Origin of the sequence: Acetobacterium fimetarium (assembly GCF_014284475.1) — a bacterium.
Classification (GTDB): domain Bacteria; phylum Bacillota; class Clostridia; order Eubacteriales; family Eubacteriaceae; genus Acetobacterium; species Acetobacterium fimetarium.
This window is the reverse complement of record NZ_WJBC01000009.1, coordinates 1-26,985: the sequence shown is the minus strand read 5'-3', so window position 1 is coordinate 26,985 and position 26,985 is coordinate 1. Positions and strand designations below refer to the sequence as shown.

General features: G+C 44.7%; 28 protein-coding genes, 1 pseudogene and 1 riboswitch. Of the genes and pseudogenes, 11 read left to right on the top strand and 18 right to left on the bottom strand.

Annotated features, from left to right (window positions below):
- Window positions 1-4 precede the first annotated feature (4 nt).
- Window positions 5-2,269: an ABC transporter permease gene (locus tag GH808_RS07590; protein WP_186842181.1), complete on the bottom strand. Its 2,265-nt coding sequence runs from the start codon at window positions 2,267-2,269 to the stop codon at window positions 5-7.
- A gap of 12 nt (window positions 2,270-2,281) precedes the next feature.
- Window positions 2,282-3,007, bottom strand: coding sequence for an ABC transporter ATP-binding protein (locus GH808_RS07585; RefSeq protein WP_186842180.1), 726 nt, complete (start codon window positions 3,005-3,007; stop codon window positions 2,282-2,284).
- Between the two features lie 109 nt (window positions 3,008-3,116).
- Window positions 3,117-3,229, bottom strand: a riboswitch (NiCo riboswitch).
- A gap of 1,072 nt (window positions 3,230-4,301) precedes the next feature.
- On the opposite strand from GH808_RS07585, the gene GH808_RS07580 reads away from it, so the two are divergent.
- The 3 genes from GH808_RS07580 (at window position 4,302) to GH808_RS07570 (ending at window position 5,819) form a co-directional block, all read left to right on the top strand.
- Window positions 4,302-4,691: a DUF2089 domain-containing protein gene (locus GH808_RS07580; RefSeq protein ID WP_186842179.1), complete on the top strand. Its 390-nt coding sequence runs from the start codon at window positions 4,302-4,304 to the stop codon at window positions 4,689-4,691.
- Between the two features lie 19 nt (window positions 4,692-4,710).
- Window positions 4,711-5,148, top strand: a complete 438-nt coding sequence (locus GH808_RS07575) for an SHOCT-like domain-containing protein (protein WP_186842178.1) — start codon at window positions 4,711-4,713, stop codon at window positions 5,146-5,148.
- Between the two features lie 323 nt (window positions 5,149-5,471).
- On the top strand, window positions 5,472-5,819 hold the full coding sequence (locus GH808_RS07570; protein WP_186842177.1) for a phage holin family protein: 348 nt from the start codon (window positions 5,472-5,474) through the stop codon (window positions 5,817-5,819).
- Window positions 5,820-5,972: 153 nt separating this feature from the next.
- Here the strand turns inward: GH808_RS07570 and GH808_RS07565 are convergent, their stop codons facing one another.
- Entirely contained in the window at window positions 5,973-6,326 is a 354-nt protein-coding gene (locus tag GH808_RS07565) for a uroporphyrinogen decarboxylase/cobalamine-independent methonine synthase family protein (protein ID WP_207722283.1), read from the bottom strand.
- Between GH808_RS07565 and GH808_RS07560 the strand changes: the two genes are divergently transcribed.
- Together GH808_RS07560 and GH808_RS07555 are read left to right on the top strand one after the other, a co-directional pair.
- On the top strand, window positions 6,318-6,482 hold the full coding sequence (locus GH808_RS07560) for a hypothetical protein (protein WP_186842176.1): 165 nt from the start codon (window positions 6,318-6,320) through the stop codon (window positions 6,480-6,482). The two genes, GH808_RS07565 and GH808_RS07560, sit on opposite strands and share 9 nt — an antisense overlap.
- Window positions 6,483-7,136: 654 nt before the next feature.
- Window positions 7,137-7,412 (top strand): type II toxin-antitoxin system RelB/DinJ family antitoxin, encoded by a 276-nt coding sequence (locus GH808_RS07555; RefSeq protein WP_186842175.1) that lies wholly within the window; start codon window positions 7,137-7,139, stop codon window positions 7,410-7,412.
- Window positions 7,413-7,777: 365 nt separating this feature from the next.
- On the opposite strand, the gene GH808_RS07550 is transcribed toward GH808_RS07555, so the two are convergent.
- The 15 genes and pseudogenes from GH808_RS07550 to GH808_RS07480 all read right to left on the bottom strand — a co-directional run bounded on the left by GH808_RS07550 (window position 7,778) and on the right by GH808_RS07480 (window position 20,451).
- Window positions 7,778-8,350 carry a peptidoglycan-binding protein gene (locus GH808_RS07550; RefSeq protein ID WP_186842174.1) on the bottom strand — a complete coding sequence of 191 codons (573 nt, stop codon included), beginning with the start codon at window positions 8,348-8,350 and terminating at the stop codon, window positions 7,778-7,780.
- Window positions 8,347-8,811, bottom strand: coding sequence for a phage holin family protein (locus tag GH808_RS07545; RefSeq protein ID WP_186842173.1), 465 nt, complete (start codon window positions 8,809-8,811; stop codon window positions 8,347-8,349). Before GH808_RS07545 ends, GH808_RS07550 begins: the two co-directional genes overlap by 4 nt.
- 235 nt (window positions 8,812-9,046) lie before the next feature.
- Complete coding sequence (locus GH808_RS07540; protein WP_186842172.1) at window positions 9,047-9,271, bottom strand: DUF2922 domain-containing protein; 225 nt, start codon at window positions 9,269-9,271, stop codon at window positions 9,047-9,049.
- A 40-nt stretch (window positions 9,272-9,311) separates the two neighbouring features.
- Window positions 9,312-9,539: a DUF1659 domain-containing protein gene (locus tag GH808_RS07535; RefSeq protein WP_186842171.1), complete on the bottom strand. Its 228-nt coding sequence runs from the start codon at window positions 9,537-9,539 to the stop codon at window positions 9,312-9,314.
- Window positions 9,540-9,593: 54 nt separating this feature from the next.
- Window positions 9,594-9,788, bottom strand: a complete 195-nt coding sequence (locus GH808_RS07530) for a hypothetical protein (protein WP_186842170.1) — start codon at window positions 9,786-9,788, stop codon at window positions 9,594-9,596.
- Window positions 9,789-10,003: 215 nt separating this feature from the next.
- Window positions 10,004-10,420, bottom strand: a complete 417-nt coding sequence (locus GH808_RS07525; RefSeq protein WP_186842169.1) for a DUF1492 domain-containing protein — start codon at window positions 10,418-10,420, stop codon at window positions 10,004-10,006.
- 1 nt (window position 10,421) lies between these two features.
- Window positions 10,422-10,700: a hypothetical protein gene (locus GH808_RS07520; RefSeq protein WP_186842168.1), complete on the bottom strand. Its 279-nt coding sequence runs from the start codon at window positions 10,698-10,700 to the stop codon at window positions 10,422-10,424.
- 212 nt (window positions 10,701-10,912) lie between these two features.
- Window positions 10,913-12,278, bottom strand: a pseudogene (locus tag GH808_RS07515) (SNF2-related protein).
- A 344-nt stretch (window positions 12,279-12,622) separates the two neighbouring features.
- On the bottom strand, window positions 12,623-14,974 hold the full coding sequence (locus GH808_RS07510; RefSeq protein WP_207722282.1) for a virulence-associated E family protein: 2,352 nt from the start codon (window positions 14,972-14,974) through the stop codon (window positions 12,623-12,625).
- A 154-nt stretch (window positions 14,975-15,128) separates the two neighbouring features.
- Window positions 15,129-17,111 (bottom strand): DNA polymerase, encoded by a 1,983-nt coding sequence (locus tag GH808_RS07505; protein ID WP_186842167.1) that lies wholly within the window; start codon window positions 17,109-17,111, stop codon window positions 15,129-15,131.
- Window positions 17,112-17,407: 296 nt separating this feature from the next.
- Window positions 17,408-17,971: a DUF2815 family protein gene (locus GH808_RS07500; protein WP_338000870.1), complete on the bottom strand. Its 564-nt coding sequence runs from the start codon at window positions 17,969-17,971 to the stop codon at window positions 17,408-17,410.
- A gap of 195 nt (window positions 17,972-18,166) precedes the next feature.
- Window positions 18,167-19,330 carry a DUF2800 domain-containing protein gene (locus GH808_RS07495; protein WP_186842166.1) on the bottom strand — a complete coding sequence of 388 codons (1,164 nt, stop codon included), beginning with the start codon at window positions 19,328-19,330 and terminating at the stop codon, window positions 18,167-18,169.
- The gene (locus GH808_RS07490; RefSeq protein WP_186842165.1) at window positions 19,327-19,656 is read right to left on the bottom strand and encodes an rRNA biogenesis protein rrp5; all 330 of its coding nucleotides are present in this window, start codon (window positions 19,654-19,656) and stop codon (window positions 19,327-19,329) included. Before GH808_RS07490 ends, GH808_RS07495 begins: the two co-directional genes overlap by 4 nt.
- Window positions 19,631-19,852 (bottom strand): hypothetical protein, encoded by a 222-nt coding sequence (locus GH808_RS07485; RefSeq protein ID WP_186842164.1) that lies wholly within the window; start codon window positions 19,850-19,852, stop codon window positions 19,631-19,633. Before GH808_RS07485 ends, GH808_RS07490 begins: the two co-directional genes overlap by 26 nt.
- A 110-nt stretch (window positions 19,853-19,962) precedes the next feature.
- Window positions 19,963-20,451 (bottom strand): RNA polymerase sigma factor, encoded by a 489-nt coding sequence (locus GH808_RS07480; RefSeq protein WP_186842163.1) that lies wholly within the window; start codon window positions 20,449-20,451, stop codon window positions 19,963-19,965.
- 512 nt (window positions 20,452-20,963) lie between these two features.
- On the opposite strand from GH808_RS07480, the gene GH808_RS07475 reads away from it, so the two are divergent.
- From GH808_RS07475 to GH808_RS07450, 6 genes are all read left to right on the top strand, one after another.
- Entirely contained in the window at window positions 20,964-21,839 is an 876-nt protein-coding gene (locus GH808_RS07475) for a hypothetical protein (protein WP_186842162.1), read from the top strand.
- A gap of 14 nt (window positions 21,840-21,853) precedes the next feature.
- Window positions 21,854-22,495, top strand: a complete 642-nt coding sequence (locus GH808_RS07470; RefSeq protein ID WP_186842161.1) for a hypothetical protein — start codon at window positions 21,854-21,856, stop codon at window positions 22,493-22,495.
- A 10-nt stretch (window positions 22,496-22,505) separates the two neighbouring features.
- Window positions 22,506-24,791 carry an AAA family ATPase gene (locus tag GH808_RS07465; RefSeq protein WP_186842160.1) on the top strand — a complete coding sequence of 762 codons (2,286 nt, stop codon included), beginning with the start codon at window positions 22,506-22,508 and terminating at the stop codon, window positions 24,789-24,791.
- Between the two features lie 98 nt (window positions 24,792-24,889).
- Complete coding sequence (locus tag GH808_RS07460; protein ID WP_186842159.1) at window positions 24,890-25,078, top strand: hypothetical protein; 189 nt, start codon at window positions 24,890-24,892, stop codon at window positions 25,076-25,078.
- Between the two features lie 34 nt (window positions 25,079-25,112).
- Window positions 25,113-25,703 (top strand): type IV toxin-antitoxin system AbiEi family antitoxin domain-containing protein, encoded by a 591-nt coding sequence (locus GH808_RS07455; RefSeq protein WP_186842158.1) that lies wholly within the window; start codon window positions 25,113-25,115, stop codon window positions 25,701-25,703.
- Window positions 25,700-26,533, top strand: a complete 834-nt coding sequence (locus tag GH808_RS07450) for a nucleotidyl transferase AbiEii/AbiGii toxin family protein (RefSeq protein ID WP_186842157.1) — start codon at window positions 25,700-25,702, stop codon at window positions 26,531-26,533. The genes GH808_RS07455 and GH808_RS07450 overlap by 4 nt, the downstream gene beginning before the upstream one ends.
- Window positions 26,534-26,985: the final 452 nt, after the last annotated feature.

The window sequence follows — 26,985 nt, the reverse complement described above, 5'->3', positions numbered from 1 at the left end:
TATGCTATTCTCTATTCTTCAGTGCTGCTGACAACTGAATTTTATTGATTCGTCTCATATGGATAAAATTGATAACAAAGTAGGATGCCATGCCGATTGCCACAATCTCTGCGTAGAGATACATGGGAATATAGACAGGCAGATAACCGCTCAACTTCATCTGGACAATCAGAAAGCAACCTTGAATCCCAAGATTAACCAGGGGCAAGCAAAGAAGCAGCGATCCCAGGACGACAAGCGTCGTTGCTTTCAGATAGATCTTTCTGATTTCCGACGTCTCATACCCGAATACCTTCAAGAATGAAATGCTCAGGGCATTTTTGTCAATCACCAGTTTGGTGAGCACAACCATCAAAACCAGATAAATGACAATGGCCGCAAAGAGACATAGGGGTGCCATCTGTTTAAAGGACGAAAGCATCTGATCTCCGAACTTGGACATATCTTCCGGGGTGATCACCGTCGCCAGACTGTTTTTATCCGTAAAGGTCAGTTCCTGATCAGAAAAATAGCCGTTAAAATAACTGCTGTCCCGGTCAAGAAGTTCATTCAGCTGTTTCTGACTCATAAACACCGTCAATGCGCCGGGATAATCGGTGATGCCAATGACCTTTATAGAATATTCCTTATCCGTATAGGGATTAACGAAATCAAGCGTGTCACCCGGTTTTGCACCCAGCTTTTTAGCCAGGCCATCTGATAAATAGCCCCCTTTTTCATCGTCGGATATCGGCAAATCATCAAAATAATCAGAATCTTCCCTGAGTCCGAAAAAGGAAACTTCGATATTTTTTCCAGCCGGACTGTAATATGTTTCCAGCGCAGAGAATGTCATTTTTTCGGCATTCCCCGGGTTTTCCGGTTCCACTGGGCCTTTTAAAATATACTGATAATCAGAAACCGCTGATTGTTTAATGGAATCCACATAATGACTGATCATCGGCGTAATAACAAGTCCGAACATCAGGATAAAACTGGCCAGAAAAATTCCGACAAAAAGAGTGATATAACTTTTTTTATTTTGAATGATCACCCGGAGGCGAAAGCGATTGAAAAAAGAGACATTGGGCAGTTTGACAGCCCGTCTGTTTTTGCTTTTCTTCAGTTCTTTTCTTAAAAAGTTAAGTGGCGAAATCGACAGTTTCCGGTATAAAGCCACAAAATTAATGCCGATCATCATCGCAATGGGCAACACTGTGGTCAACAGCAGGGCCTCCATATTCAACTCTATATCCATGGGTGGCAGGCTGTAACTGCCGTAATACATCCCTTTGAAGAAATCCGGCATCATCGTATAGCCGATGATATTGCCAATCATTGCGCTGACCAGAGTCACCGCAATGGGCATGGTGATATAATGACGGATTAATTCATACTTTGTATACCCCGACGCCAGAAGCGTTCCAATAATCGGAGCTTCCGTTTCAATCGTACTGGTGATGACAATTGAAAAGACAAAGGCCATGATGAGGATAATCAGAGAAAGGAACACCTTCATCATGGGAACATCCGAGCCCATATCATCATCGATAAACGAAATACTCTGATTGTTCTCGGCCGTGACAAAACTCGTCAAGATCGCGCCATTATCGACCAGTTTATCTTTGATATCAGTGGACAGATTTCTTTTTTCTTTCTCGGTCAAATCTCGATTGTCAAAATAATAGGAATAGTCCATGACGATTTCATTGGCCGGAAAGCTCTGCAAGACCCCCGCGCTGACGATGCCAACCCCAAAATGAAAGGAATCCATCATCAGATCCGAATTGTTTTTAAACAGGGCGCTGTAATCCGGCACACTGATTAGACCGGTGATGATCATGGGTACTTCATTAATGGTTAGCGATTCCCCTACCTCAAGTCCATAACTCTCAGCAAACAACCGGTCAACTGCAATTTCATTTTTATTCACTGGGCTTTTTCCATCGATGACCGTAACCAGATTAATCTGCTCTCTGTCCTGGTAGATCCGAAGAGTGGCTTCATCCGGTAATTTCTCATTCACATAATCATTTTCATAAACAGAAACTCCCAGTTTTTCGGTTTCGGCCTGGGCAGCAGTGCTTATTTTCTTGACTGCGGTAAATGAACCATCTTCTAATTTGCAGTCTGCCCGATTCTCGTTTAATACTTTCTGAGCCCCGTCTGCCACCGCTAAAAAACCCGACATAATGGCGATGGTAACCGTCATCATCAATAATATCGCGAAGTACCGTCCTTTGTTGCTTTTTAAATCACGTTTAAAACGTTTTCTCAATGGATTTTTCATGATCATTCCCCCTTACCATTCCAGATCTTTAGCGGAAAGTTGGGTTTCATTCACATAATCCTTGACAATGCGACCGTCGTGAAGTTTAAGCACCCGATGGGCCATGTTCTTGATCGGCTCGTTGTGGGTAACAATAATAATGGTGTTATGATAGGTTTGATTGATTTTTTCGATTAACGCCAGTATCTCTTTTGCTGTTTTATAATCGAGGGCACCGGTGAGTTCATCGCACAACAATAGCGCAGGATTCTTTACCAGCGCACGCCCGATGGCACAGCGTTGCTGCTGACCTCCGGACAGCTGATTCGGAAACTTGTCTTTGTGCTCCCAGAGCCCCAAGGTATGCAAAAGTTCGTCAATTTCAAGGGGATTTTTACTGAGATATGCGCAGACTTCAATGTTTTCCTTAACCGTGAGATTGGGGATGAGATTGTAAAATTGGAACACAAAACCCAGTTTATCGCGTCGGTAGCGACCCAGACTTTTGGGATCCATTTTCGAAATATCCTGTCCATCAATCGTGATGCTGCCCCCATCGATGCTTTCAAGTCCTCCGGCCACATTTAAAAAGGTGGATTTACCGCTTCCGGAAGGTCCTAAAATTACGCAGATCTCGCCTTCATAAAGTTCTGTTGAAACACCATCCAGCACCTTTACTTTTGCGCTCCCGGTACCATAACTTTTTTCAATGTTTTTTACCGAAAAAAACGCCGTGTTGATTTCATTCTTTTTCTCCATGATATTGCCTCCATTAATGAGATTTAATTGCTCAACGACAGCTGCAAATCCAATTCACTTGTCTCTTTTGCGTAAATAAAAAGCACCTGTGAGACAATAGTAAGTAAACTACTGTCCCACAGATGCTTGATTGTTCTCATCTGTTGTCACATTCTGTGACCCGGCCCCATAAATTTTAAAGTGGATGCCTTCAAAATTCATCGCCTGCTCAGTTTGTACTGTAGATAAATATGCAGTGCAAAGAGTATTTATAGATAATATAATATTTCAAACGGTTTGTCAAGGACTCTGATTTAAACCATAATCAAAATCGGACGAATAATGGCTACTCATATGATGATCCCTGCGATGCCTTGCTTACAATCTATGGTATGGGGCTGCTCCTGAGACTGACGGAAAGGATTTTTAACCTTTCCAATTTATTATTCTAAAACAACACAAAAAAGACTGAAGCCGATTCCACATTTTTATCTGCAGAACCGGCTCAGTCCAAAATCTCTGTTGTCATCCGTTTGGATTCCTCCTATTGATTTTTTATCAAAAATCTTCTTTTTCACTTTTCACTGTAAATTTCATCAACCTTTGTTTTACTCTTAAGATTTGTTTGTTTTATACTCACCAGATGCTTATTTACTTGATTCTTTACTCGTTATTTTTGATTCGGAACTTTTTTCTCTTTTCCAATTTTTCTTTGGATATGGCTTTCAGAAACCCTGAGAACTTTTCTTGTTTCATCAATATCTTTCAATCATCGTTCCTTTAATTCTTGCGAGTTTACCTGCATTTCCTAATTTCTTCAGAATCTGATTTTATTCAAATTCTTTTTCGCCTTTAATTTAATCGATTTTTCTTTATTCAGTCTTTTAGTCTGATTTCAGTTATTTCTTTTATTTTATTGGCTGGTTGATTACTCTTTACTTTTCAATGATCGGAATCATTCAATTCTGAAAAGGATTGGTTGATCTTTGATTAATTGTATTATAGCACCTTTGGAAAATAAGTAAATAGTTTTTTTGTAAACGTTTGTATTTATTTTGTGAATAGAGATCAATACTTTGTAAAAAGGTCTTCCAAGTTGCGTCAACATTTCCAGGTGATTTTCGCCGGATTTGATTCCTTTGCCTCAGCAATGACCTGCCGCGCATCATCCGCCCGCACGCGTTGCGAACGTTCAGGTGCAGCTATCATATATTAATATATTCAATATGTTTATTAATTATTTCAATTTCTATATTGACATATTTAATATATAGCAGTATATTATAATCAAATCAAAACAGGAATGGTGAAAAGAATGAAGTACAAAGCTCCGGGCAAATGCCCCGTATGTGGTGAAAAACTTTCCATTACCAAACTCAGCTGTCCCAAGTGTACCACAACCATTGAAGGTGATTTCCAGCCTTGTGAATTCTGCCGGCTACCAGATGAAGACCTCGAATTTATCAGAGTTTTCATAAAGTGTCGTGGTAACATCAAAGATGTTGAAAAAGAAATGGGGATCTCGTATCCGACGGTTCGCGGTAAACTGGATACAGTTATAAAAGGACTCGGCTACGAAGTCCCATCAAAAGAACTAGTTAAAGAGAAAACCGCTAAAATTGCTGCTAGAAATGAAATTCTTGAACAATTATCAAAAGGTGAAATTTCTTCAAAAGAAGCAACGGAACAAATCAAAAATTTATAGAAAATAAGGAGATTAGTTAATGAGCGAACAACAACGAATATTGGAAATGATCGAAAAAGGGCAGATAACTGCTGCGGAAGGGATGGAACTTCTGGAAGCGCTGAATATGACAAATGATCTGGTAACCATTCAGGATGTTGAACCGACCACAAAACAGATCTACAAATTTTTCAAGGTGAAAGTGACATCGGATAATAATTCCGTCAATGTCAATGTCAATATCCCGATCCGTCTGCTGACAACCATCGGTGAAATTGCCGACAGAATGACGGCGATGGTTCCCCCCGATGCCAGAAAAGACATGGAGTCGAAAGGGATCGATCTTTCCAGTATCGATTTTGCCAAAATAATCGAAGAAGTGATCAATGGTACCCTGGATGAACCGAATATCGTGGATGTGGAAGCCTGGGATGAAAGCAGTCAGTCGATGATCAAGGTACGGGTCTATGTCGATTAGGGGATTTCGCACATTATGGATCCGGCTTCAGATTGAGGACAGACGGTTCATAAAGATTCCCTTTCCAATCCAATTGTATATTTTCGAAGAATTACTGGACTGTTTTCTGGACATTCTGATTATCGGGTGTTTTTTTGCACCAAAAGTACCTGCCCCAAATTCATCATCCCGAATCTCAATCCATTTCATAAAAGAACTCGTCATCGATGTCATTCAACTGCTGAGGTCTTTAAACGGCGATGAACCGTATGATCTTATCGATGTGACCACTAACAAAGTCAAAGTTTTGATTAAAGTCAGATAAACTGTTTTAGGAGGTAAAAATGACAAAACTGTTCTTGAAATATCTATCGATCATCGTGACGATCTATTTGCTGTCACTGATCTTTTATACCATTCAAATCAGCAGCATCCCGGCACTGCTCATCATGGGATTGGTTCTGTTGGCAGTCAATTTATTACTAAAGCCAATTCTGCTATTGATTACACTACCGCTGAGCCTTTTGACACTGGGATTATTCAGTTTTATTGTGAATGCCTGGACGATCATGATTGCCGACCATTTTGTGACCAGTATCAGCATGGGTGGTTTTTTTAATTCATTGCTTGCTGCTTTCATCATTGTTTTCTTCAATCAGCTCTTCACCGGGATGAATAAGGGCGCCTGCTAACCAGTTGTCATTGACAGCCAATGATTTGCAATTATGATTTTGCAATCATAAAAAAGTTCGGACCGGGAATTTATGATCCGAACTTTTTTTAAGTTTACCGATTTTGGGGCTGTCAATGTCTGACTTGATTTTATCAGCCCTGCGTTTTAAGCACTAAGCGATTGGGTGTTTTTGTGCATATTCCCTGCCGTATTTCGACAACTCATCCATGAAGATGTTGTTGTTCCATTCCCGGAAGCAGATGCCATTGGGGATAGACGGATAGAAACGTCCGCCGGGACAGTAAGTATCGACGGCGCGGCGCACTTCTTCCCGAATTTTTTCTTCCGTAATATTTTCCACATCGATCTTCGGTCCGTCAATGCCGCCCACCATAGCCAGTTTTCCTGCTGTGATCTCCTGGATTTTTACGATATCGTTCTGGGCGATGACACCCTGCCAGATATCGATACCAATCTCAACCAGATCCGTTGCGATAGGTTCCAGGATGCAGTCTGCATGATGCATATAGATCATGCCGCATTCATGGATGGTGGCGGCGATTTCCTTCTGCAGGGGCTTGATGAGCTCCCGCCAGGTGACGATGGGGTGACGATGGGGACGTTTCGTTTGTCATGCCTGAATCAGACGACGATCCGGTTTCGGCCGGAGGCTCTGGCTTGATACAATTTTTGGTCGGCGCGGTCAATAAAGGCCGTGACCGCCTCCCTCTTACCACTTGTTCTGTTCTTATTATTGTAGTATTAAGATAGAAAAAAAAAGATGTTGCCAATGTAACACCTTATCCCTGCCCGGATAAATCTTTTTATCTTGCTAAACAATTGTTCAACATCTTTTTAGTATCTTCAAAATTAGATTTTCGAACGTGTTCGATTATCTTTCGCACTAACGCGATTGTTTTGAAACGCCAAAAACTGCTCCCGTCGGCCGGTGTCTCAAATCCTTTTTGCCAACGCCCCGGTGGGTTCATCCAAAAACAGCATCCCGGGATTGTTGATCATGGCTCGGCAAAATGAGCTTTATATTTTGAGCAGATAAGCCGATCGCTCTGGCCAGTACGCATGCAGATAACGGCGCGGGACACATTGGGCTAAAGAAAACCAATCATTGGCCTTCGCTAAAAAAACAGCTATTATTTAGCTTTCGTTGCAAATGCAACCTCATTCCCGGATGACATCGGGTATACTTTTGATGGCATGACAAGCGAAACGTCCCCATGTCATGCTGTTATAGGCGATTTTCGTATATGATGCGCACATTGAATTGACAATATGATCATTTCGAACTATAATGATGGTAGGTAAGGAGGTGCTTAAAATGGCTGCTAGTACAAATTTGAATATTCGTACCGATAAAGATATCAAAGAAGCTGCAGAAAAAATTTTTGGAGAGCTTGGTCTTAACATGACAACGGCAATCAATATTTTTCTCAGACAAGCAATCCGGGAAAATGGGATACCTTTTGAAATGAAATTGTCTGTTCCAAATCAGGAAACAGTCGCTGCAATTACCGAAGGTAGAAAACTGGCTAAAGACAGTAGTATCAAAGGTTATTCCAATATGGATGATTTGCGAGCTGCTCTGGAAGAATGAAATACGCAGTTAAATTCACTAATCAGTTTAAAAAACATCTTAAATTTTAGTCGTTTTTAAAATATGGTTAGAGTGTCAAAAACACCCATTTTAAATAGCCAGACTTAAGTTAAGTGTGCCTGGCACCGCCAGCATGAAGCCGCCGGCTTCCCAGGCGATCGTTGCCGCTTCAACTTTGCCGTCTGCGTGCGGGCTCCGCTAGCGCTCCACCCGAGCTACTACTTGTTGTCGCTTTAGCCGTGGCGGTTTCCCGGCTCCAACTCAGCTATATGTGCAAAGCGTCATACACATTATATAAACCAAAAAATAAAAAACCCCCGGCCACAACGGCCGGGGTAATAAAAAAAAGCTCTCATATGAAATTTTTAATAAATAATCTGGTTTCGTGGCGGAACCTGAAAATGACAAAACAACTGATTGGGATAGCGGATCACGCCGATTTCCTGGCTGATCGCATCGTCGGCCATCTGGGCCATCACCGCTTCATTCATCTGACCAGGGAAATAACAGTCAAAGGCTTGACCAGTGAGGTGGCAGGAATCCGGCACGCCGCCAACCGCCGCATTGACGGTTGGACAGCGGGCCCCGGAGGAAATCACCAGGGGCCAGCCAAATTGATCCCGGAGCCTTTGGGCAAAAGCCTTCAGCCGGTCGCAGACATCAAGGCCGCAGCCGCATTCGCAGGTAAATTCATCTTCGGTAAAATTTTTCAGCAGCAGCTTACCATCCTGATCCATTTTCAGGTCAATCATACTGCGGGCCTGTATCAGGGCACTGTGGGTCAGTTCGCCCACTTGCCCATCCACCGCCAAATCATTTTCTTTCTGAAACAGCCGGATGGCGGCATCCGTTTTTTCACCGTTCACCCCATCGACCGGGCCCGGATCATAGCCCAGAGCCTGTAACTGTTCCTGAATCCACTTCACATAGTCACTCATTTTTCTTCCCCCTTTTTTATTTCTTCTTTTATTTCTTCTTTTATTTCTTCTTTTTCCCTCAGGGCTTCCAGTGCCTGGCTAATGATTGCCGGCAGCGGTACCCCCATCAGACCGATATTCTCGGTGATCGATAAAAGCTCATTGCCGCAATAGGCAATGATGGTGGCGTCCCGGATAAAGGTGGCGCCCAGCAGCAGATCCAGCCGGCAGGCAATCAGTACCACCCCCAGGGTAACCCCCTTGCGGCACAGGCCCTTCCAGGCCGCCAGACTTTCCAGCGCCCCTTGCTGGGATTTGCGGCTTTTCTTAAAGACGCCGGCCACGATTAACCCGGTGATATAATCGATGGCCATAAACAAAAACAATGACTGGAGGCCGGCATCCCAGCCGCCGAGCAATTCGGCGATGCAGCCCCCCAGTAAACCAAGCGCTGTTAGCGCCGTTAATTTAAACTCAGCCATAAACTGAAAAAAAAGAAGCCCGTAACGGGCTGTCTCAGACTGTCAAAAAAGATAAAGTAGTACCGACAATTGTTACATCATGTTGTACGCATCGGAGCGGACACGGCATCGCCTGTCCGCTTCCGCGGCGAACAACCGATTAACAAGGGTCTGACCCCTTGGTCATTGGTCGGTACGGTAGTTTATTGACAACCTCAGAAGCCCGTTACGGGCTATCTTTTGTGGCACACAACCCTTACGGGACGTTGTAGAAGTCAGAAGTGGTGGTTTCCACCATCTTACAATCGACCTTAGACACCAGTGCGATATTATCAGGGGTGAAAATACCCACCGTTAGAATGGTGTCCATTAGGGCCACGGCTTCCGCCTGGGTGACGGTGGGTTTAACATCAGGGATCGTCATGGATACATTTTTATCCATGGCATTTTTAAAAACCATTGCTAATTTTAATTCTGCCATATCTTGCTCCTTTCATTTTTAGTTTTTTTAGCATTCAATCTTACAGTCCGTCATTAAAGATCAGATCTTGCTGAAGCTGATGGACTTCTTCCAGTGTCGGGACTTGCAAAGCGGTGATTGCAGTCGCCACCTGATGGATTTCGGCAATGGTGGCCGTTTGTTTGACATTGGCATAGGATTTGCTTTTGATGACTTCCTTGCCATTGACCATGCCGTAGTTCAGACGGGTGACCATCTTATTGGACAAAAAATCTTTTACAATTGCCATTGGTTATCCTCCTTTCAAAAAATTTTATAGCAAAGCCAGAAAACTGGCGGATGCTCAAACAGAAAATACTTTGTGAACCCGGTAAACGGTTTTGTTGTGGGCGTTAATGGCGGCGGACCGGGTTCGTTTCAGCTCGGATTCATTGCCGCAGCTGCTGCAGACCACCCGGTATTTTTTACCAGGTTGATCCAACTCCACAACCAGACATTCCCCCTGACAGATTTCGCAGGGCTTGATGGGTTTTTCCATAACGACCTCCCAATTGATTTTTTATTTGTTTTTTTTTATTTGTTCTGTGATTCAGCATCGCCAGGCTTTAAATTTTTTCCCGGCTGATACCTGACGCCGTATTCACCTCGTTTTGGGCATCAGAAAAGCCACCATGAGATTTCTCCCGTGGTGGCCTGCGCTTACTTTTTTCACACTATCATTATAGCACATTGGTCACTAACATCAACTCTCCTTTACTCTCCACTTGCGCTGACCACGATTTTCTTTAAAGCGCGATCCCGCATCCGGTAGGTGTGCTGGATACTAAAGCCCATCTTGCTGGCAATTTCCTCCCAGGTATAACCACACAAAAAGCGGAGTTCAAGCAAGGTTTGAAATTCTTTATTGTCCACCGCTTTAATACAGGCAACAATCCGCCGCTTGATGTCGATCAACTGCTGGATATCGCGGTCAATTTCGCTTTGTAGGTCAACGATCTGAGCAACCGTATCGGCCATCGAAGAAATGCGCTGGTTGTGGTTGCGGGGCATATCGCTGATGGTGGCGGTGCATTTTGTCGCCAGTTCATTTAAAAAATTAAGCTGTTCCAGTTTACTGTCGATGCGAAGATCCAACCGGTAAGCCTGGCTTAAAAAATCCAAAGCGGTCATCTCAGCCCTCCTCCATTTCACAAACTTTTTTTAACAGCAGCTCGCCATCCAGGTTGGAGAGCATCGCAAACCATCCCGACCGGAAGAAGTGCTCAATCGCATCCCGTTCATTCTCATTTTTGATCACTTGATCGCGCCGCGCATGTTGTTGCGGCGCATGTTGTTGTAAATCAATATCAAGGTCTGGTGGGTGATGCTTCACAAAACGCAGGGCTTTGCGGTAGTCTTTAACCGCCTGAATAATAACCGCACTTGCTAAAATTTGATAGGGTTCCATCATCGTACCTCCTAAAAATAGTTTCCTTAGGTAATTGCGAAAGTGCCGTGAGCTCTGTGCCCAGTTTCGCACGAAACAATTTCTACACTGTACGGCGGACAGTTCGATGAACTGTTCGCCTACACGTTACGAAATCGTTTGTGGAAACTGCACCCAGAGCAGCCATTGTTCGATGCCTTTTAATTTCGCAATTACCTAACAGTTTCCTCAGATTATCATTGATTGTCGCCGCTTTTCAGATCAGCTTTCACGGCATCAATCAGTGATTGCTGGGTCAGCTTCTTTTCAGACAGGGCTGTTAAGATCTGCTCGTCAATGGTGCCGGTTGTGATCAGGTGGATGATGATCACGGTTTGGCTGCTTTGTCCCTGACGCCATAGGCGGGCGTTGGTTTGCTGATACAACTCAAGCGACCAGGTCAGCCCAAACCAGATCAGGGTTGATCCACCAGACTGCAGGTTCAGGCCGTGGCCGGCTGAAGCCGGGTGAATCACGGCGACCGGAATTTTCCCGGCGTTCCAATCCGCGATGTCCTGGCTGGATTTGATCGCTCTGACAGTGAAACGCTTTTTAATCCGCTGCAGGTCATGCCGAAACCAGTAGGCCACCAGTACCGGCTTTGCATTGGCGGCTTCAATTAAATCCTCCAAAGCGTCCAGCTTCCGGTTGTGGCATTCAATGGTGTCGCCGTTATCAGAATAAATGGCGCCATTGGCCAGCTGGCAGAGCTTCCCGGAAAGAGCAGCGGCATTGGCGGCGGTAATATCACCATCGGGTGTTTGCAGCACCAGATCACGCTTCAATTCCTGATAGCGTTCTTTTTCAGAATCAGAGAGCTGCACTTCATATTGAGATGAAAGCAGTGCTGGCATTTGCAAGTGATCCGTCGCTTTCATGGCGATGGTCATATCGGCAATGCGGGCATAGATCGCTGCTTCGGCGCCGGGTAGCGGTTTATAAGAAAAAATGACCTGGCCATTGCGTTTGTCCGGCTTAAAATAGCGGGTGCGGTACTGGCCAATGAACCGGCCCAGCCGCTCGCCCAGGTCAAGCAGTCTAAACTCGGCCCATAAATCCATCAGGCCGTTAGCACTTGGCGTTCCGGTTAGGCCAACCACCCGTTTAACTTTCGGCCTGGCTTTTAAAAGCGCGCGAAACCGCTTTGACTGGTGATTCTTAAACGACGACAGTTCATCGATGACCACCATCTCAAAATCAAAGGGGATACCACTCTTTTCAATTAACCACTGCACATTCTCCCGGTTGATCAGATAAATATCCGCCGGTTTGGATAAGGCGGCTTTGCGCTCCGCGGCCGTTCCCACCGCCACCGATGCGATCAGGCCATGAAGATGCTCCCATTTCTTTATTTCGGATGACCAGGTATTTCTGGCTACCCGCAGCGGGGCAATGACCAGAACTTTATGAACGTCAAAGCTGTCAAATAAAAGATGATTAACGGCTGTCAGGGTAATAACGGTTTTGTCAACCCAAGCCCATATCCAACAGCAGGGCTGTCATTTCATGGTTTTCAACATATTCAATGGCATATTTTTGATAATCATGTGGGATGAACTTCATCTGGCATCACCTCCCATCTTTTTTACCGCTACTAGCAGTTTTCCTGCGATTGTTTTTTCCCGCATCCATTCCCTGTCCTTTCTACCGAATCAATATAAAAACAATTTAATTTCCGCCATGTTCTTAGAAACTAAAAATCCCTATACGCGCGTATCTGTGCGCTTTACCGTAATTACTGCTGATTATTAAACCTTTCCATTTTTAGAAAAATATCAGGAACACCGGTACACCGCGGTTAAAGTTGGTTACCGCCCCCGCCCCGGGACTGTTCCCGCAACGGTTCCTGCTACCCATTTACGGAACTGATCAGATGGACTGGAACAGCCCCATGGGAACGGAACAAACTAGGAACAACCTTTGGGAACGAAAATATACTGGGGGCCATAAAGGTCGGTTCTCACTTTATTCGGCAGCCGCTGCCAGTCCAGCTTGATCAGAATACTCGCCAGTTCATTGGAATCCATGCGCTTTAGGTTTGCCCGCTCTTTTCCAAAACACTCACACCAGATTTCCATGTTGCAGACCGCAGCCCGCTTGACATGGCCTTTTAATCCGATGTCAGCAAAACCCGTCCCGTTTAGATAATTCCGCCGTTCGAATAGATCCATGCTTTCCCAGTTGTCCGGCAGCAGGGTATCCAGGTAATCACGAACAAGGCCTTCACGTTCGTCGGCCTCCATTGCCTCACGTTGTTCCATCTTGGCCAGTTGGTTGACCCTGGCATCGAGATACAAGGGTTCTCCGGCCTTCACGTAGACCAGGGCTTCGGCCCAAATCTGCCTGACCGTTTGATCGGCGATTTCCCAGGAATACTGACTGCTGCTGCCCGGTGTTTTGACCGGCCAGAAACGACGGTTCCCGGTCGTATCCCGCAGATATCCGGACTCGGCATTGGTCGTCCCAAAAAAGATACATTGGCGCTGATGCGGCGTTGCCCGTTTGCCAAAGGCGGCGCGATAAATATCATTCTGGCGTGACAGAAAGGATCGCAGCGTTTCGACCTCGGCTTTTCGCAGCCCGGCCAGTTCGCCAATTTCCAGCAGCCAATAGCCCTGCAGTTTCTCAGCCGCGGTCTTATCCCTGGTATCGCCAAGATTTAAACTGTCCGAGAACCATTCCCCGGCCAGTCTGGAGATCAGGGTACTTTTGCCAACGCCCTGGGGACCGTTAAGGACCAGCATCGAATCAAACTTGCAGCCTGGGTTTAATACCCGCATGACGGCCGCACACAGGGTTTTTCGGCTAACGGCCCGGACGTAATCATTATCCTCGGCGCCCAGATAATCGATCAGAATGGTATCCAGTCTCTGAACCTGATCCCATTCGGGCAGGGCCTCAAGGAACTCACGGATGGGATGATAGGAGCGGTCATCCGTTACCTTGGCGACCGCAATCTGATAATTCCGGGCCGAGAAAGTGCCATAATGAGCATCCACATAGCTGATCAACTGCGCATCATCGGCATCCCGCCAGTATTTTGATGGGTGCTGCCAGGGCACCTGATCCCTGATTTCCATGCCATCCAACTGCTGGTTAAAGACAATACCTTTCAAATTTTGATCATTTTTGAGGATCAGGGTCAGATTTCTGAGCGAGTTTTTCAAAACTGTGGAACGCGGTTCATATTCCAGCTGTTGCTCCCATGAATCGTCGTCGCCATCGACAAAATCGCTGACCGCCCTGGCCTGCCGTTCCGACAGCAGCAGTCGTTTTACTTTTTCATTCTGACTGGCAAAATCAGCCATGGCCTGGAATGATTTCTGATCATCAGTATCACTGAATTGGTGGATGCGCACCAGATCAAAGGCATTCAGCAGTTTTTCGCAGGCTGGATCGGAGGTGTGAAATGAATAAGCAAATTTATCGTCATAAATAATTACCCCGGCACTGCTGTCAGCGGGAATGTAATCATATCGGTCTGCCGTCACAGATGGCTCATAGACAGTTGGTAGAAATTCGGCAATGGCATTGCTGATTGAATAAGCCCGACAGAACACACCCACGATGCCAACTTTTTCAAGCGGATCAGCCTGGGATTTTAATGTTCGACTGATAACCTCCGATTGTCTGTTTGAGGTCGGCCATTGCGTTACGTCACGCCAGTCTTGATACATGGATAGATATTTATCGGTATCAAGTGCTTCTCCCCTATTTTCTTCAAATACAAAATCCCCATTGACCGGACAAGAAGCCCAGAACATCATCCGGTTTGCCTGGTAGGTGGAATCATCAAAATAATCCATCCCAATTTGTTTTGCCACCATTCGCATCAATGCCGGGTATTCATCTTCGCTGACATCCCGGGAGAAAAGGATAACCACCCGGTATCTTGGGGCTTCCCGGGTATGGCTATGGGTGGAGTAAATAAAATAAGTCACTCCGGTCAGCGCTGCCCGCGTGCTCTGTAAAAATTCGGTACTGTCTAAAATACTGTCAGCATCGAGCATGCCAACCATCCGGCTGATAACATTGCCATTTTTTCGAGACCCACCTTTTAACCAGCCACCGACAAAACCGCCATGATCCTTTAATTCATCACGCTGCTTTTTCGGCAGTTTTGGATATTCTTCAACCGTTTCGGACGTGCGGATTGGCGTCCGATTTCTGCCAACGATGTCGTCCCAGTCCGGTTCCTGATTGTGATATTTTTTGTCAGTCTTGCGGTTGCAAACGGCGATTTTTATCTTTTGGTTCATAATATTAGCTCCTCCTAAATTTTCTGCCATCACCAGGGCCATAAAAAACGCCCCTGTGAGAATTACCCAACGCATCGGTAATCGACAGTGGTATCATCACCTCTGCCGATAAGCCAAGAATCCGCATCAATCGAACCCCCAGCATTAAGAATTATTAATCTTTTTTATAAAAACGGCATGCATAGCCCTCGGCATCAAGCAGCAGTCCCTTCGCCCAGGTCGGCGTTCTGGCCATTTGCGCACAGACAGCGGAAACAGACATCCGCATATCCGCCTCAATGATTATTTCATCATGGACATGAGCCACAATCAAACAGGTCCGGAGTCTGGTCATCGCTTCAGCCAGAATATCCCGGCTGATGGCCTGAACGATATTCTCAACGAACTTTGGCCCGTAACTCTCAATCCGCTGCCATTTCTTGGTGGACCCCACCCCTTCATAGGTCACCGACTCACCGCCAAAGCGGTTCTCACCAATCCGCGGTTTTACATAAGCCAGTTTTCGGCCGGAAGGAAGGGTGATCAGCAAAAAACCACGCTGATAAGAAAAGTAAAGACCATGGGTCTCCGTGGGAATTTTTTGTTTGATGCATTCTTTTACCGCCCGATCCACCGCCCACCAGAAACGGACGATCTTGGGATTGGCCAAACGCCAGGCATTTACCAGCGGCTGCAGCTCCTCTTCAGCCATCCCCGATTCCAGGGCGCCCATGGCCTTTAGCGCGCCGACTGATCCGCCATAGCCACAGCTGAGTTCGCATTGCTTGCCTTTCTGGCGGAGCGCTGCGTTCTCACCGTGTTTGACTACCTGGCAGTGAAACATTTTTGCTGCGGTTGCACAATAGAGGTCCCCGTTATCTGCAAAAACATCCATCCGCCAGCTTTCACCCGCCAGCCAGGATAGCACTCGCGCTTCAATCGCTGAGAAATCGGCCACAATAAATTTCATGCCATCGCGTGGGACAAAGGCCGTCCGGATCAGTTCGGATAGGACTTCCGGCACGGAATGATAAAGCATTGAAAGCGCATCCGCATTTCCGCTTCGGACCAGGGCGCGTGCCGGTTCCAAATCGGGGATGTGGTTCTGGGGCAGATTCTGCAGCTGGATCAGGCGGCCCGCCCATCGTCCCGTCCGGTTAGCGCCATAGAATTGAAAGGTGCCGCGAACCCGGCCATCCTGACACACCGCATGGTCCATGGCCTGATATTTTTTGACCGAGGATTTAGCCAGTTGCTGGCGCAGCGAAAGCACCGCGGCCAACTGATCCGGAGCTGTTTTTAGCATTTCCGCCACCGCTTTTTTCCCGAGCGTATCTGTTTCCAGCCCGTTATCGGCCAGCCAATTTTTCATCTGCAGGACTGAATTGGGGTTATCCAGATGGGTCAGGGCCTGCATCTGGGTGATCAGTTCTGCCCGGGAAAGCTGATCAATGGCCAGCGCCTGTTTGACAAAGGTCATATCCAGGGCGATGCCCCGGTCATTGATTTCCTGGTCTAGCTGATACTCATCCCAGACAAAATCAGGCACCGGGGTCTTGGCCAGTTTTTGCTGGATGGCCATCTCCACCTGAACGTCCCGCCGATTATATTTTTTAAAGCGTTCCCATTTTTCGCTGTCATGCTCCGGCATATTGCGGATACGGCCACCATTGGCGGTGGTGCTTTTACACGGCCTGCAGAAATACCGGATCAGCTCTTTTCCTTGCTTTAGCTTCTGATCTGCCAGGCCCAGCACCGCCCCCACCCCTTCCAGCGACAGCGGCAGCCCCATATAGGCGGACCAGACCATCGAACACCGCCAGGCTGAGGGGTCCAGATAAGCCCTGACGGTATCGGCGGCGATCCTGTAACGGCAAAAATCCTGGGGATAATTTCGTCTCAGCCACTGAGACAGGCAGACCCGCTCAAACTGACTGTTAAAGGCCCATTTGATCACGGTATCATCCACCAGCGCGGCCATCACTGCCGCGGGGATCGCTTCACCACTGGCCAGATCAACCACCTGCACCTCACCGCCATCCACCGCATAGCCAAAAAGCAAAATGTCAAAATTGGGCGACTCTGAATATTTGTAGACCCCCGCTTTTGACAAGTCCACATCGGAGTAGGTCTCGATATCAATTGATAAATTTTTCATTTTTAATCTCCGTTCTGATATAAAAATACTCATACAAACAAACTTTTATAAACAAAGGCTAGGCATTTACAAAATTAAAAAACGTCGAACAATGGTTGCTCTGGGTGCAGTTTCCACAAACAATTTCGTAACGTGTAGGCGAACAGGCGATAGCCTGTCCGCCGTACAGTGTAGAAATTGTTTCGTGCGAAACTGGGCCCAGAGCTCACGGCAGTTTCGCAATTACCTATAAACAAAGGCGGCGGGGATGATTCCCTGCCGCCCGGTGATGTTTTTTCTTTTTTTGTTTGTCCGTTTTAAGCCAGAAAGTCATCCTCGTCTGCGAAATCGTCCTCAGCCCGGGCTTTTCCGCCCAGATTTTCCCCATCTTTAATCTTCTGCAGGTTGTTTAAATGGCAGGCAATGCCTTTATTACCGTTGGTATTAAAGGCATAAAAGTTAATACTGGCCCGACCATAAACGCCACTATAGACTTCCGATCGGTCGCTGATTTCCTGGCGATTGCCGTCCACGATGCCGGGAGCGGTGTTACTGTTGGCATTGAGGAAATAGCAGTTTTCATAGGCGGGATCATCGGGCCTTTCGGTGTCGCCGTCGCGAAGTGGTGTCTTGAGAACGGATAACGCCGGAACGCTTTTCCCCGTACCCTTCAGTTTAGACTCGCCTTCCTGATAAGCGGCTTCAATCGCCGCTGTGATTTTTGACACGGTATTTGTGTCTGACTTCGGAATGATCAGGCTGACACTGTACTTCGGGGTGCCGCCATTAATGGATTTTGGCTCCCAGACATTGGCATAGCTCCAGCGGGTTTCAGGTCCGGTGATGACCTTCATGGGATTTGCATTTTTTACATTTGACATCAGTTTTCTCCTATTCTTCGATAAAATTAGGCATTTGCGAAATTAAAAAACGCCGAACAATAATTGCTTTGGGTGCAGTTTCCACAAACGATTTCGTAACGTGTAGGCGAACAGTTCATCGAACTGTCCGCCGTACAGTGTAGAAATTGTTTCGTGCGAAACTGGGCCCAAAGCTCACGGCAGTTTCGTAATTACCTATTCGATAAAATCATTTTTGACGGTGTTCATTACCGGTCGCTTGTCACGCTCCGGCACCAGTGTTGGTTTGCCCTGGGGTCGGCAGATCAGCTGACCGAGGACTTCTTCAAATTGCTTCTTGCCAAGCGCGGCTGTCATGGCGGTGATCCCCAGCAGTTTCTGTTCATAGGGGTTAACGCCAGTGGCAATAACCGCCGCCGCGACGGCTTTTTCATCGCGATACCTGCGGTTGGCCCGGCCTTCAACCAGTTTCCAGCCCGCCCACGCTTTACCACAAAGGGCGCCTTTTAGGGCGTAAACCTTGATGTCCGATGCCCAGGACAGCAGATCATCCACTTTGAGCAGAATCGCTTCAATTTCTTCATCGGCCAGGGTGGCCGGTGGGGCAAAATCATAAGCGGCCAGCGCAAGATTTTCTTCGGCCCGTTTTCGGCAGGTCGCTTTGGCCTGACAGAAAGTGCAGTGTTCTCCCGCTTCAAAGTCCCCGTCACCGGCAGCAGCCAGTCGGGCGGCGGGAACCAGCACATCGTCGGCCCATAGCAGCAGTTCGGCTTTCGATAACGTATCGGTGCTGATGTTTTCCCGTCGGGGCTGGTAAATGGTCATCGTGATGGTGTCAAAATCAAAAATACCATCAAATAAGTCGACCGCCCCCAGGGCATAAAGCCGCATCTGTGGGTTGTTCTCGGCTGCCACCAGGATGCCTTTGCCATGCTTATAGTCAATCACGGATAAGGCCCCGTCGGCAATAATGACACAGTCGCCCGTGCCAAAGCCGGACTCGACCCAGCGGCCAAAATCCAGTTGCTGTTCAATTAAGACCACCGGATCGGCGCAGGTTTCTTTGGCTTTGGCCACCTGCTCGATCACATAGAGGGCATAATTTTCGGCACAGTTTTCCATTTCCGCATCGTAAAAAGCAAGCTCAGCCCTGGGATCCGTTGTTTTAATGCCCAGCATCGCTTCCAGTTTATACTGGCACAGGCGATGGGCTTCACTGCCCTGTTTGGCGTAGTCACTGCCCGACTCTGCGAAATTTTCACAGAGCCGGGCCGATGGTGGACAGCGGATCCAGCGATGGCTAGATGATGCCGATAATAAGGCATGGCTCCGGTCGGCTGGCGGTGTGCCGCTATCCTTAATCGCTTGCTGCGTTTTCATCCCAGCAACTCCGCATCTTTTAGCAGCGCCGGATATTTTTGCGGATCAATCTCCGACAGCTTCGCTGCCCCGTACTTCGTCAGCAATTCTCTTACCGCTGCGGTATGGCCCATCCGGGACTTATTGGCGAGCACCGCCCGCACATCTTCCAGTTTGATTTCTGGCGTTTTTTCAAGCCTGGCAGCGATCGGTTCTGCCGCCAATACAGCTGGACCTGCCCCGGCAACCGGGTCATTTGTAAACAGCCCATCAGCAACCGCCTGCAGGCTGTCAGCCAGGGACCGGACATCAGCAATGACGTCAAGCAGTCGTTTTGTTCGACTCATGGCCTTTACCTCCCATCTGATGGATTTCCACCGTTTCAACCGAGTCTCCGGGGGTGAGTACCAGCACATTTACTTTTTCGCCAAACAAAAATTTCAGCAATTTGTTGCGAATCGACATGGACCCGCTTTTAATAACCGAAGATGTTCTGCCGTCGGCTTGGGCAATACGAATTGACACCTTGTGTTTTACACGCATTATTTTGTCGCTCCTTTCCGGGAATGTTTTCATTCCTCTGTCCATATGCGAAAATCCGGGGGGATTCGAACCCCCCTTTTTTAGATTTTCTTTTATTCAGATTTTCTGTCTTAGATTTTCTTTCTTAGCTTATTAAAGATCTTTTTTAGTCGATTTCGAATCGCTGCCTCAGTAACCCCCTCCTCGGCGGCGATATCCACGTAGGTGCGTCCTTGATCAAACACTTTTTGGATTAACGCTTTCTGCTGCGGCGGCAGACTGTCGGTGGCTGCTCTTAGTCTTGCCAAGCGATCCGCGTGCGCATCGGCGTCAAGCGACGCAATCAGGCACTCCAGCGGGTTGGGTTCCGGGTCAATCAGATAGGGATTGCGGTCGCTGGCGTCTGCATCACTTGCAGTTTGGTAGGATTCGAGATGGACTGGAGCATGGTAGTCTTCTCTGCGTTTGGCATCGACTTCCTGATCATCGAACGCATGAAGGGCAGCAATCACAGTGTTGCTTACGCCTTCTTCATCTGACATAATTTTGATTTTTGATCCATCAATTGAAAAATAAGTGTAGCTCGTCCGATTCTTTTCTGTGGTCTTATACTTTCTCATTAAAGTTTCCTTGCCTTTCCCCTGGATGGTTGGGGCGGCAAGGATACAAAAAGAGCCGATGCACTGGTACGCACCGGCTCCCACACCTGAAAAATGGCATCGTAAAGCACGGTGGGTACATCAGTCGCTTGTCCACAGCTAAGCTGTGTAAAAGACTCTTGATGTATCCCGCCGCCCTCATGCGCATCTCAGGCTTTGAGATCATTTTTTATGAGAAGCTTCAATCTCCGGATTTTTTCGTTCAAGACAAAAATTAACTTGTCAAAAGGCTGCTTGGATTATCGCCTGTAAATTTTTGACGTTTCGTATGTTTTCACATTTTTATGATATAATAGTTTTTTAAATGTATTCATTTCTACTTTTTCTCTTAATAAAACAAAAATCCATAAAATAAAAATCCTCAGAGATTTTTCTTCTCTAAGGATTAATGTATCGTTACTTAAGTTACTTGCAATAGTTACTATCGCTTACTTTGGTTACTTTACTTACGGATGACAGAAAAGAGGGAGCCTATGGCTAACGACGCTGTCCCTTACCTTTGCGGTGGTATTTTTTTCACCTTATTGTTACAGGTAAAATGCCAGGGTACTGCTGCTGATAAGGTCAATAATCAATACGATGGCATTTCCGATCCGGTCCTGATGGCACACTTGATCCACGTTGTAACCGGAACGATGCCCGATTCAAACGCAGGTGGTTTTAAAAAGGATGTCTCCCAGTACCGGAATTGTCTGATAAATGGGGGTAAAAATATCCCCTTCGATCAAAAGCCGGTTATTTTTGGTTTTGATGATCGCTTTAAAAACAGCTGCATTGCGGTCCTTAATCGCATGATTGAGCTGACCGACGCCTGTCTTTTCTTCGAAAATCCCGAGTCCATGGCCTGGCTTGTGAAATCACTGCTGGCAGTCATCAAGAACGATGCGTCAATCGCCGATTCTGATCTGTTCTACCTTTTTAAAAATGGCATGGCCCTGACCAAAGCTGAAATCGTTAACTATCGGGACTTTGAATTACAGCCTTTCCTGCTGGGGGTCCTCCATTATCTCATTACCAGGCCCACCATAAACAAAGGCGGCAAAGCAACTTATGATGCCTTTTACCAAAATCGCGTCCAACATACAGAGGGTACATTTGACGACGGCTTTATTCCAGCCGTAGAACATCATATTTCAGTCACTAATCTGCCCAAAGAAAAAGAGCCTGCTGCCGATACGCAACAGACTCAAAGCGATTTTGCAAGGCCCGACCGGGATGGGCTTGACGACGAAAGCGACGACACTGCCTCGGCAAAAATTATCAATCAGACGATTATTAACCCCACCGTTGTCAATCAATACGGGGAGAATAACATTCATATTGACCATGTGGAAAATCTAAAAATATGACGGGAGTAATATAAGTGAAGAATGAATTAGAAAACATCTCTACCATTAATGCACCTTCTGCTGTGGTAAATCAAACCGGTGAAAAAAACGTTCATATAGATCATGCAGAAAATATTACACAGCATATAATTTTAAACTTCCCTTATATACAGCAACTACCAAGCGGAATGTTAAAACCAACATCTCGGAATATCAATCAAAACTTCTATAATCTTTTCGTTGTCGGAGGTGAAATCTTCGAACAAAATCACTTTGTCATTTCACGTGAGAGATCACTTTCTCGTGGCTACTCATCAGAAGATTTGCGAAACCAATATGCATCTCTTTCAGCGGAAGCTATCGAAGAAATTAAAACGTTCCCCTCCCTCTTCATGCCAGAGGCAAATAACTACAACGCCAAATCAGGTGATGAGCAGCAAGCTATATTTGGTTTTGTTGATGATGTCCATAAACAGGATAATGGAATTAAAATCAAATGCCAACTCGTATGGCCAATACCAATGCAACAAATCAGCAACATTGGTTTCAAGCTTGGCATGAAAGATATGGATAAACTGATAACTGAAATGAACGATACCCACTGGGCAATTAAACGCATCAACCTGATTGAGGAACTAACTGATGCCAATATCAGCCTAATGGGCATAAATCAATAAGGGGGACGCTATGCGAGAAAAAATACCTTCCGAAATTACGGAGCTTTCACTTAATGATACAACCTATAAAGGTTGCTGTGTTTCGATTCAACCCACGCTTGTAAATTTTTTCTTTGGCAACAACGGATCTGGAAAGTCGACTATTGGCAAAGCAATAAAAATTGACAATGGTGTATGCTGGAAACCTGGTAAATCTGCATCTGATTATACCGTCCAAGTATATAACCAAGATTTCATAAATGCCAACTTTCAGAATTACCATAATTTGCCGGGAGTTTTTACGGTTAATGAAATAAACTTTTCTATTCAACAACAAGTTGAGGATAAAACTGCTGAAAAAATCAAATCCTCTGCCGCTTTCAAAAAAGCGATTGAAGATGAAACCCAAAAAAAAGCTGATTTAGAGCAGGTTTTTATTAACTTTCAAAAATCCAGTTGGGATAAAACCTCCGATTTACGTAGTACTTTCAAAAAAGCACTATCTGGTAAAATGAAAGCGAAACTTTTTGCTGAGGCAGTACTTGAAATAAAGAATAAGAAAGATCACGACCTGGAAACTCTTAAACGGTTATATGATACAACCTATTCAGCGGATGCAAAAAAATACAATTTGTTTAATGCAATAGCAGACCCAGCCATTCTTGATAACCTTTCCGGAAGGCGTATTCTTTCGGAATCTATTGTAAGTAGTTCAGATACACCGTTTGCCCAGTTTGTTAAAGCGATTAATGCGACTAACTGGGTTCAACAGGGCCATGAAAATTTTAATTCCCCTCCGAACGACAAGTGCCCGTATTGTCAGCAAAAATTACCAGATAGCTTTGAAGAGGACATTAAGGCCTGTTTTGACACACAATATCAAGACTCGATCAAAACCGTTTCTGATTTTCACACCGCATACAGGAATGAAGCCAACACGCTATTTATACCTTTGCAATCAATACCTCAGGAAATATACCCCGAAATTGACCTTACCGTTTACAATGATAAGCTGGCTGCCCTGAAAGGTTTAATTGCCTCAAATATTCAACTCATTGATGAAAAAAAATCTGATCCTTCAAAAGTTGTCGAAATTGAGAACACTACCACGCTGCTCCAGGAAATTTCTCAGATTATTACTGGATTTAATAATCTAATCAATGAGAATAACTCAGTCTTTGCTGAAAAACCAAAGAAGCAAGCGGAGTGCAAAACCTTTGTGTGGGAATTGATTGCCTTTATTCTTAAGGATGAAATTGCACACTATACCGCTAGTAAACGCACCCTGGAAATAGAAATCAAATCCCTTACTGCAGAGATTTTAAAGCACCAGGCAACTGTTGTCAGTCTTGGTAAGGAAATTGCGGAACTTAACAAAAATATCGTAAACACCCTTACGACCATTGATAATGTTAATACTTTGCTTCGAGATTCCGGCTTTCAGGGATTCAGCCTAAGGGAAAAAGAAGACACCCCTAATGTTTATGAAGTGATTCGCCCCGATGAATCTATTGCTGAAAACCTCAGCGAAGGCGAGCGGAATTTCATTGCTTTCCTCTACTTCTATCATCTTGTCAAAGGCAGTGAAAGCGCTGACGGTGGCCAACTTGATCGCATTGTGGTCATCGACGACCCGGTTTCCAGCATGGACAGTAGTTCTTTGTTCATCGTCAGTGCCTTAGTCCGTGAAATGATAGAAATCTGTGAAAACAATGCCGTAGGCGGTGATCCTGTCGCGAAGGGTAGATTTATCAAGCAGATTTTCATTCTCACTCATAATACCTATTTCCACCGCGAAATCACCTACAACAAAGTGAAACACTATTTATATGTCAACTTCTACCTGATCAGCAAAGTCGACAATAAATCGTCAATTCGTCTCTGTGCTAAAACGAACCCGGATGTTCAAACCGAGCAGATCAATTATAACCCGGTCCAAAACTCCTATGCTTCTTTGTGGCAGGAATATAAAATGGTCAACTCACCGATTCCACTGATGAACGTGATCCGCCGAATCCTGGAATATTATTTTCTGCAATTGTGCGGATATGACGGTGCCGTTCTTCGCAAAACCATTTTAAGTAATGATAATAAAAATAATTTCATTTCTGTTGATGCAAATGGTAAAGAAGATACTACCCAATATCAAATGGCTGCGGCCATGCTCGCCTACATCAATGCAAATGCGCTCGGCTTCAACGACGGCATCAATTATGTCGATGAATGTATTGATATTAGGCAGAGCCGTGAAACGTTTAAGATGATCTTCGATCTGATGAATCAAGGACAGCATTATGAGATGATGATGGGTGCATAGAGAAAATTGTCATGTGTGGGGGTAACTAAATAAATTAGCCACATATCGGGGACCAGGGCCGGCGTTTATGCTGGCCCTTTTTATTTGGAGGAAATCGTATGGGATTGAAACCACCCCTAACTTATGACGATCAAATTGAACGGTTAAAGAAAAACGGTGTTGAAATTTCTGATCATGACACGGCCTTGTCCGTTTTAAGCGAAGCAAATAAGTTTAAGCCGGTGTCAGGTGCCCGTACGCACCAGTTTGTATTTCTTTTTAAACGTGTTATAATAAACCGTGCTTAAAAAAATAAATATTACGCACAGATTAGGTGATAAATTGAAAAAAAATGAATCTATTATGTTACTAAACAATGATAAAACTATATATACAAGGCAAGAACTGCTAGACTCTGGTATATCTGATACATTAATTCGTATTCTTATCCATGATGGCATACTTGTCCGATTGCAGCAAGGGCTGTATACGAGCCAAAAAATTGAAATCGATACAGAGTATATATTACAACTGCAATACAGTAAATGTATTATTTCCCACGAAAGTGCATTATATCATTTAGGATACTCTGAACGAATTCCTGAAAAAATTGCAATAACAGTCCCTCAGCACTTTGGTACTAGCCGACTAAATAATAAAAATTTAAAAATCAGATACTGCACGCCAGAATTAATTTTTTATGGAATAACCGAAATGGAATCGATTTACGGAAACACAATAAAAATTTACAATCTTGAGAGAACGATATGTGACGTTATTCGACATTATAAGTCAATCGATATCGAGATTGCAAATAAAGCAATACAAAAATACTATACTAATAATAAAAAAAAATTATCAGTCCTTATGCTCTATGCTAAAAAAATGGGGGTTGCAGATAAAATTCAAAGTAGATTGGAGATACTTATATGAATGCTGAAGCACTCAAAGCAAGAATAAGAAATATTTCAAAAGATAAAAATATTGATCCTCAAGTATTAATGCAACTGTATTTCATGGATCAGTTCCTTCTAAGGCTATCTAAATATGAAAAAAAAGATCACATCATAGTCAAAGGCGGTATGTTAATGGTGGCACTTCTTGGCATTACAACACGTAGTACAATGGATATTGATACAGCTATCAAATCATATAGGCTCAGTGAAGAAACTAGCATCAAAATATTTACTGATATTGCAAAAATTCCTCATGATGATGGATGTAAATTCATATTCAAGAAGATTGAAAAGATAATGGATGATAATGAATATCAGGGTTATCGTATCTATTTTACAGGTAATAAAGAGGTAATCAACCAATCTCTACATTTAGACTTATCAACTGGCGACAAAATCACACCAAAAGAAATCGACCTAACCTATAAGACATTTTTGGTTGGAGATGAAATTAAAATCAAATCATATAATATTGAAACCGTTATTGCAGAAAAACTTGAGACAGTATTCACAAGAGGTACAGCAAATACACGAATGAAAGATTTCTACGATCTTTTTATCATTAATAAAATATTACGAGATAGTCTAGACAATACAGTGCTAAAAGAAGCATTTGCAAATACTGTTAAGAATAGAGAAACCGAATTCATCGTCGATTTGAAGAATGATATCATTGCAGATATTGAATCAAACAGCAATATGTTTGACCGCTGGATGAAATATAGCAAAAGCTATAGCTTCGCCTCCATTATTCCTTTTAAAGATTGTATCATCGCAATCAAGGAACTTACAGATATTACCTTGTAATAAATGATGAATTATCAAGTCACGTGCGCCACTGTGTTTAGAAATACTTGAATTGATCAGGCAACTCACAAGAGAAGATATATATTTTATCAGGAAACGCACGTGTATTAGCATTTCTTGAAATCATTATAGCAAAGGATGTGATGTCTGAAAAGAGATAAATGAATAAAATAGAAATTATCCACAAATATTTTTATCGAGGGGAAGTCTAACTATATGGTGTGGATAACTTTTCTGAAAAAAATGAAAATAGCCTCACCGCGGACGGTTAAGGCTTGATCTGTGTTTTCATTGTATCTCAACAACTGATAAAATACAATGGGTTATCAGGGGGACGGTTCTCTTGTGTCCTTTGGTGATCTGGGGCTATTCACTGAAGACCCTTTTTCATGCCTTTCTGACGACACCAAAACTGATTCCAGTCAATCGTTCAATCTGCCGGATCGACAACC

Bases quoted from the DNA above. Each gene is read 5' to 3' on its own strand.
- GH808_RS07565 (WP_207722283.1), bottom strand. From the start codon at position 6,326: ATGCATCATGCAGACTGCATCCTGGAACCTATCGCAACGGATCTGGTT.
- GH808_RS07555 (WP_186842175.1), top strand. From the start codon at position 7,137: ATGGCTGCTAGTACAAATTTGAATATTCGTACCGATAAAGATATCAAA.
- GH808_RS07585 (WP_186842180.1), bottom strand. From the start codon at position 3,007: ATGGAGAAAAAGAATGAAATCAACACGGCGTTTTTTTCGGTAAAAAAC.
- GH808_RS07580 (WP_186842179.1), top strand. From the start codon at position 4,302: ATGAAGTACAAAGCTCCGGGCAAATGCCCCGTATGTGGTGAAAAACTT.
- GH808_RS07535 (WP_186842171.1), bottom strand. From the start codon at position 9,539: ATGGCAATTGTAAAAGATTTTTTGTCCAATAAGATGGTCACCCGTCTG.
- GH808_RS07450 (WP_186842157.1), top strand. From the start codon at position 25,700: ATGAATGCTGAAGCACTCAAAGCAAGAATAAGAAATATTTCAAAAGAT.
- GH808_RS07525 (WP_186842169.1), bottom strand. From the start codon at position 10,420: ATGACCGCTTTGGATTTTTTAAGCCAGGCTTACCGGTTGGATCTTCGC.
- GH808_RS07505 (WP_186842167.1), bottom strand. From the start codon at position 17,111: ATGAAAAATTTATCAATTGATATCGAGACCTACTCCGATGTGGACTTG.
- GH808_RS07575 (WP_186842178.1), top strand. From the start codon at position 4,711: ATGAGCGAACAACAACGAATATTGGAAATGATCGAAAAAGGGCAGATA.
- GH808_RS07550 (WP_186842174.1), bottom strand. From the start codon at position 8,350: ATGAGTGACTATGTGAAGTGGATTCAGGAACAGTTACAGGCTCTGGGC.
- GH808_RS07560 (WP_186842176.1), top strand. From the start codon at position 6,318: ATGATGCATATAGATCATGCCGCATTCATGGATGGTGGCGGCGATTTC.
- GH808_RS07460 (WP_186842159.1), top strand. From the start codon at position 24,890: ATGGGATTGAAACCACCCCTAACTTATGACGATCAAATTGAACGGTTA.
- GH808_RS07465 (WP_186842160.1), top strand. From the start codon at position 22,506: ATGCGAGAAAAAATACCTTCCGAAATTACGGAGCTTTCACTTAATGAT.
- GH808_RS07545 (WP_186842173.1), bottom strand. From the start codon at position 8,811: ATGGCTGAGTTTAAATTAACGGCGCTAACAGCGCTTGGTTTACTGGGG.
- GH808_RS07480 (WP_186842163.1), bottom strand. From the start codon at position 20,451: ATGAGAAAGTATAAGACCACAGAAAAGAATCGGACGAGCTACACTTAT.
- GH808_RS07590 (WP_186842181.1), bottom strand. From the start codon at position 2,269: ATGAAAAATCCATTGAGAAAACGTTTTAAACGTGATTTAAAAAGCAAC.
- GH808_RS07485 (WP_186842164.1), bottom strand. From the start codon at position 19,852: ATGCGTGTAAAACACAAGGTGTCAATTCGTATTGCCCAAGCCGACGGC.
- GH808_RS07510 (WP_207722282.1), bottom strand. From the start codon at position 14,974: ATGAACCAAAAGATAAAAATCGCCGTTTGCAACCGCAAGACTGACAAA.
- GH808_RS07500 (WP_338000870.1), bottom strand. From the start codon at position 17,971: ATGTCAAATGTAAAAAATGCAAATCCCATGAAGGTCATCACCGGACCT.
- GH808_RS07475 (WP_186842162.1), top strand. From the start codon at position 20,964: ATGGCTAACGACGCTGTCCCTTACCTTTGCGGTGGTATTTTTTTCACC.
- GH808_RS07520 (WP_186842168.1), bottom strand. From the start codon at position 10,700: ATGATGGAACCCTATCAAATTTTAGCAAGTGCGGTTATTATTCAGGCG.
- GH808_RS07540 (WP_186842172.1), bottom strand. From the start codon at position 9,271: ATGGCAGAATTAAAATTAGCAATGGTTTTTAAAAATGCCATGGATAAA.
- GH808_RS07570 (WP_186842177.1), top strand. From the start codon at position 5,472: ATGACAAAACTGTTCTTGAAATATCTATCGATCATCGTGACGATCTAT.
- GH808_RS07490 (WP_186842165.1), bottom strand. From the start codon at position 19,656: ATGAGTCGAACAAAACGACTGCTTGACGTCATTGCTGATGTCCGGTCC.
- GH808_RS07495 (WP_186842166.1), bottom strand. From the start codon at position 19,330: ATGAAAACGCAGCAAGCGATTAAGGATAGCGGCACACCGCCAGCCGAC.
- GH808_RS07530 (WP_186842170.1), bottom strand. From the start codon at position 9,788: ATGGAAAAACCCATCAAGCCCTGCGAAATCTGTCAGGGGGAATGTCTG.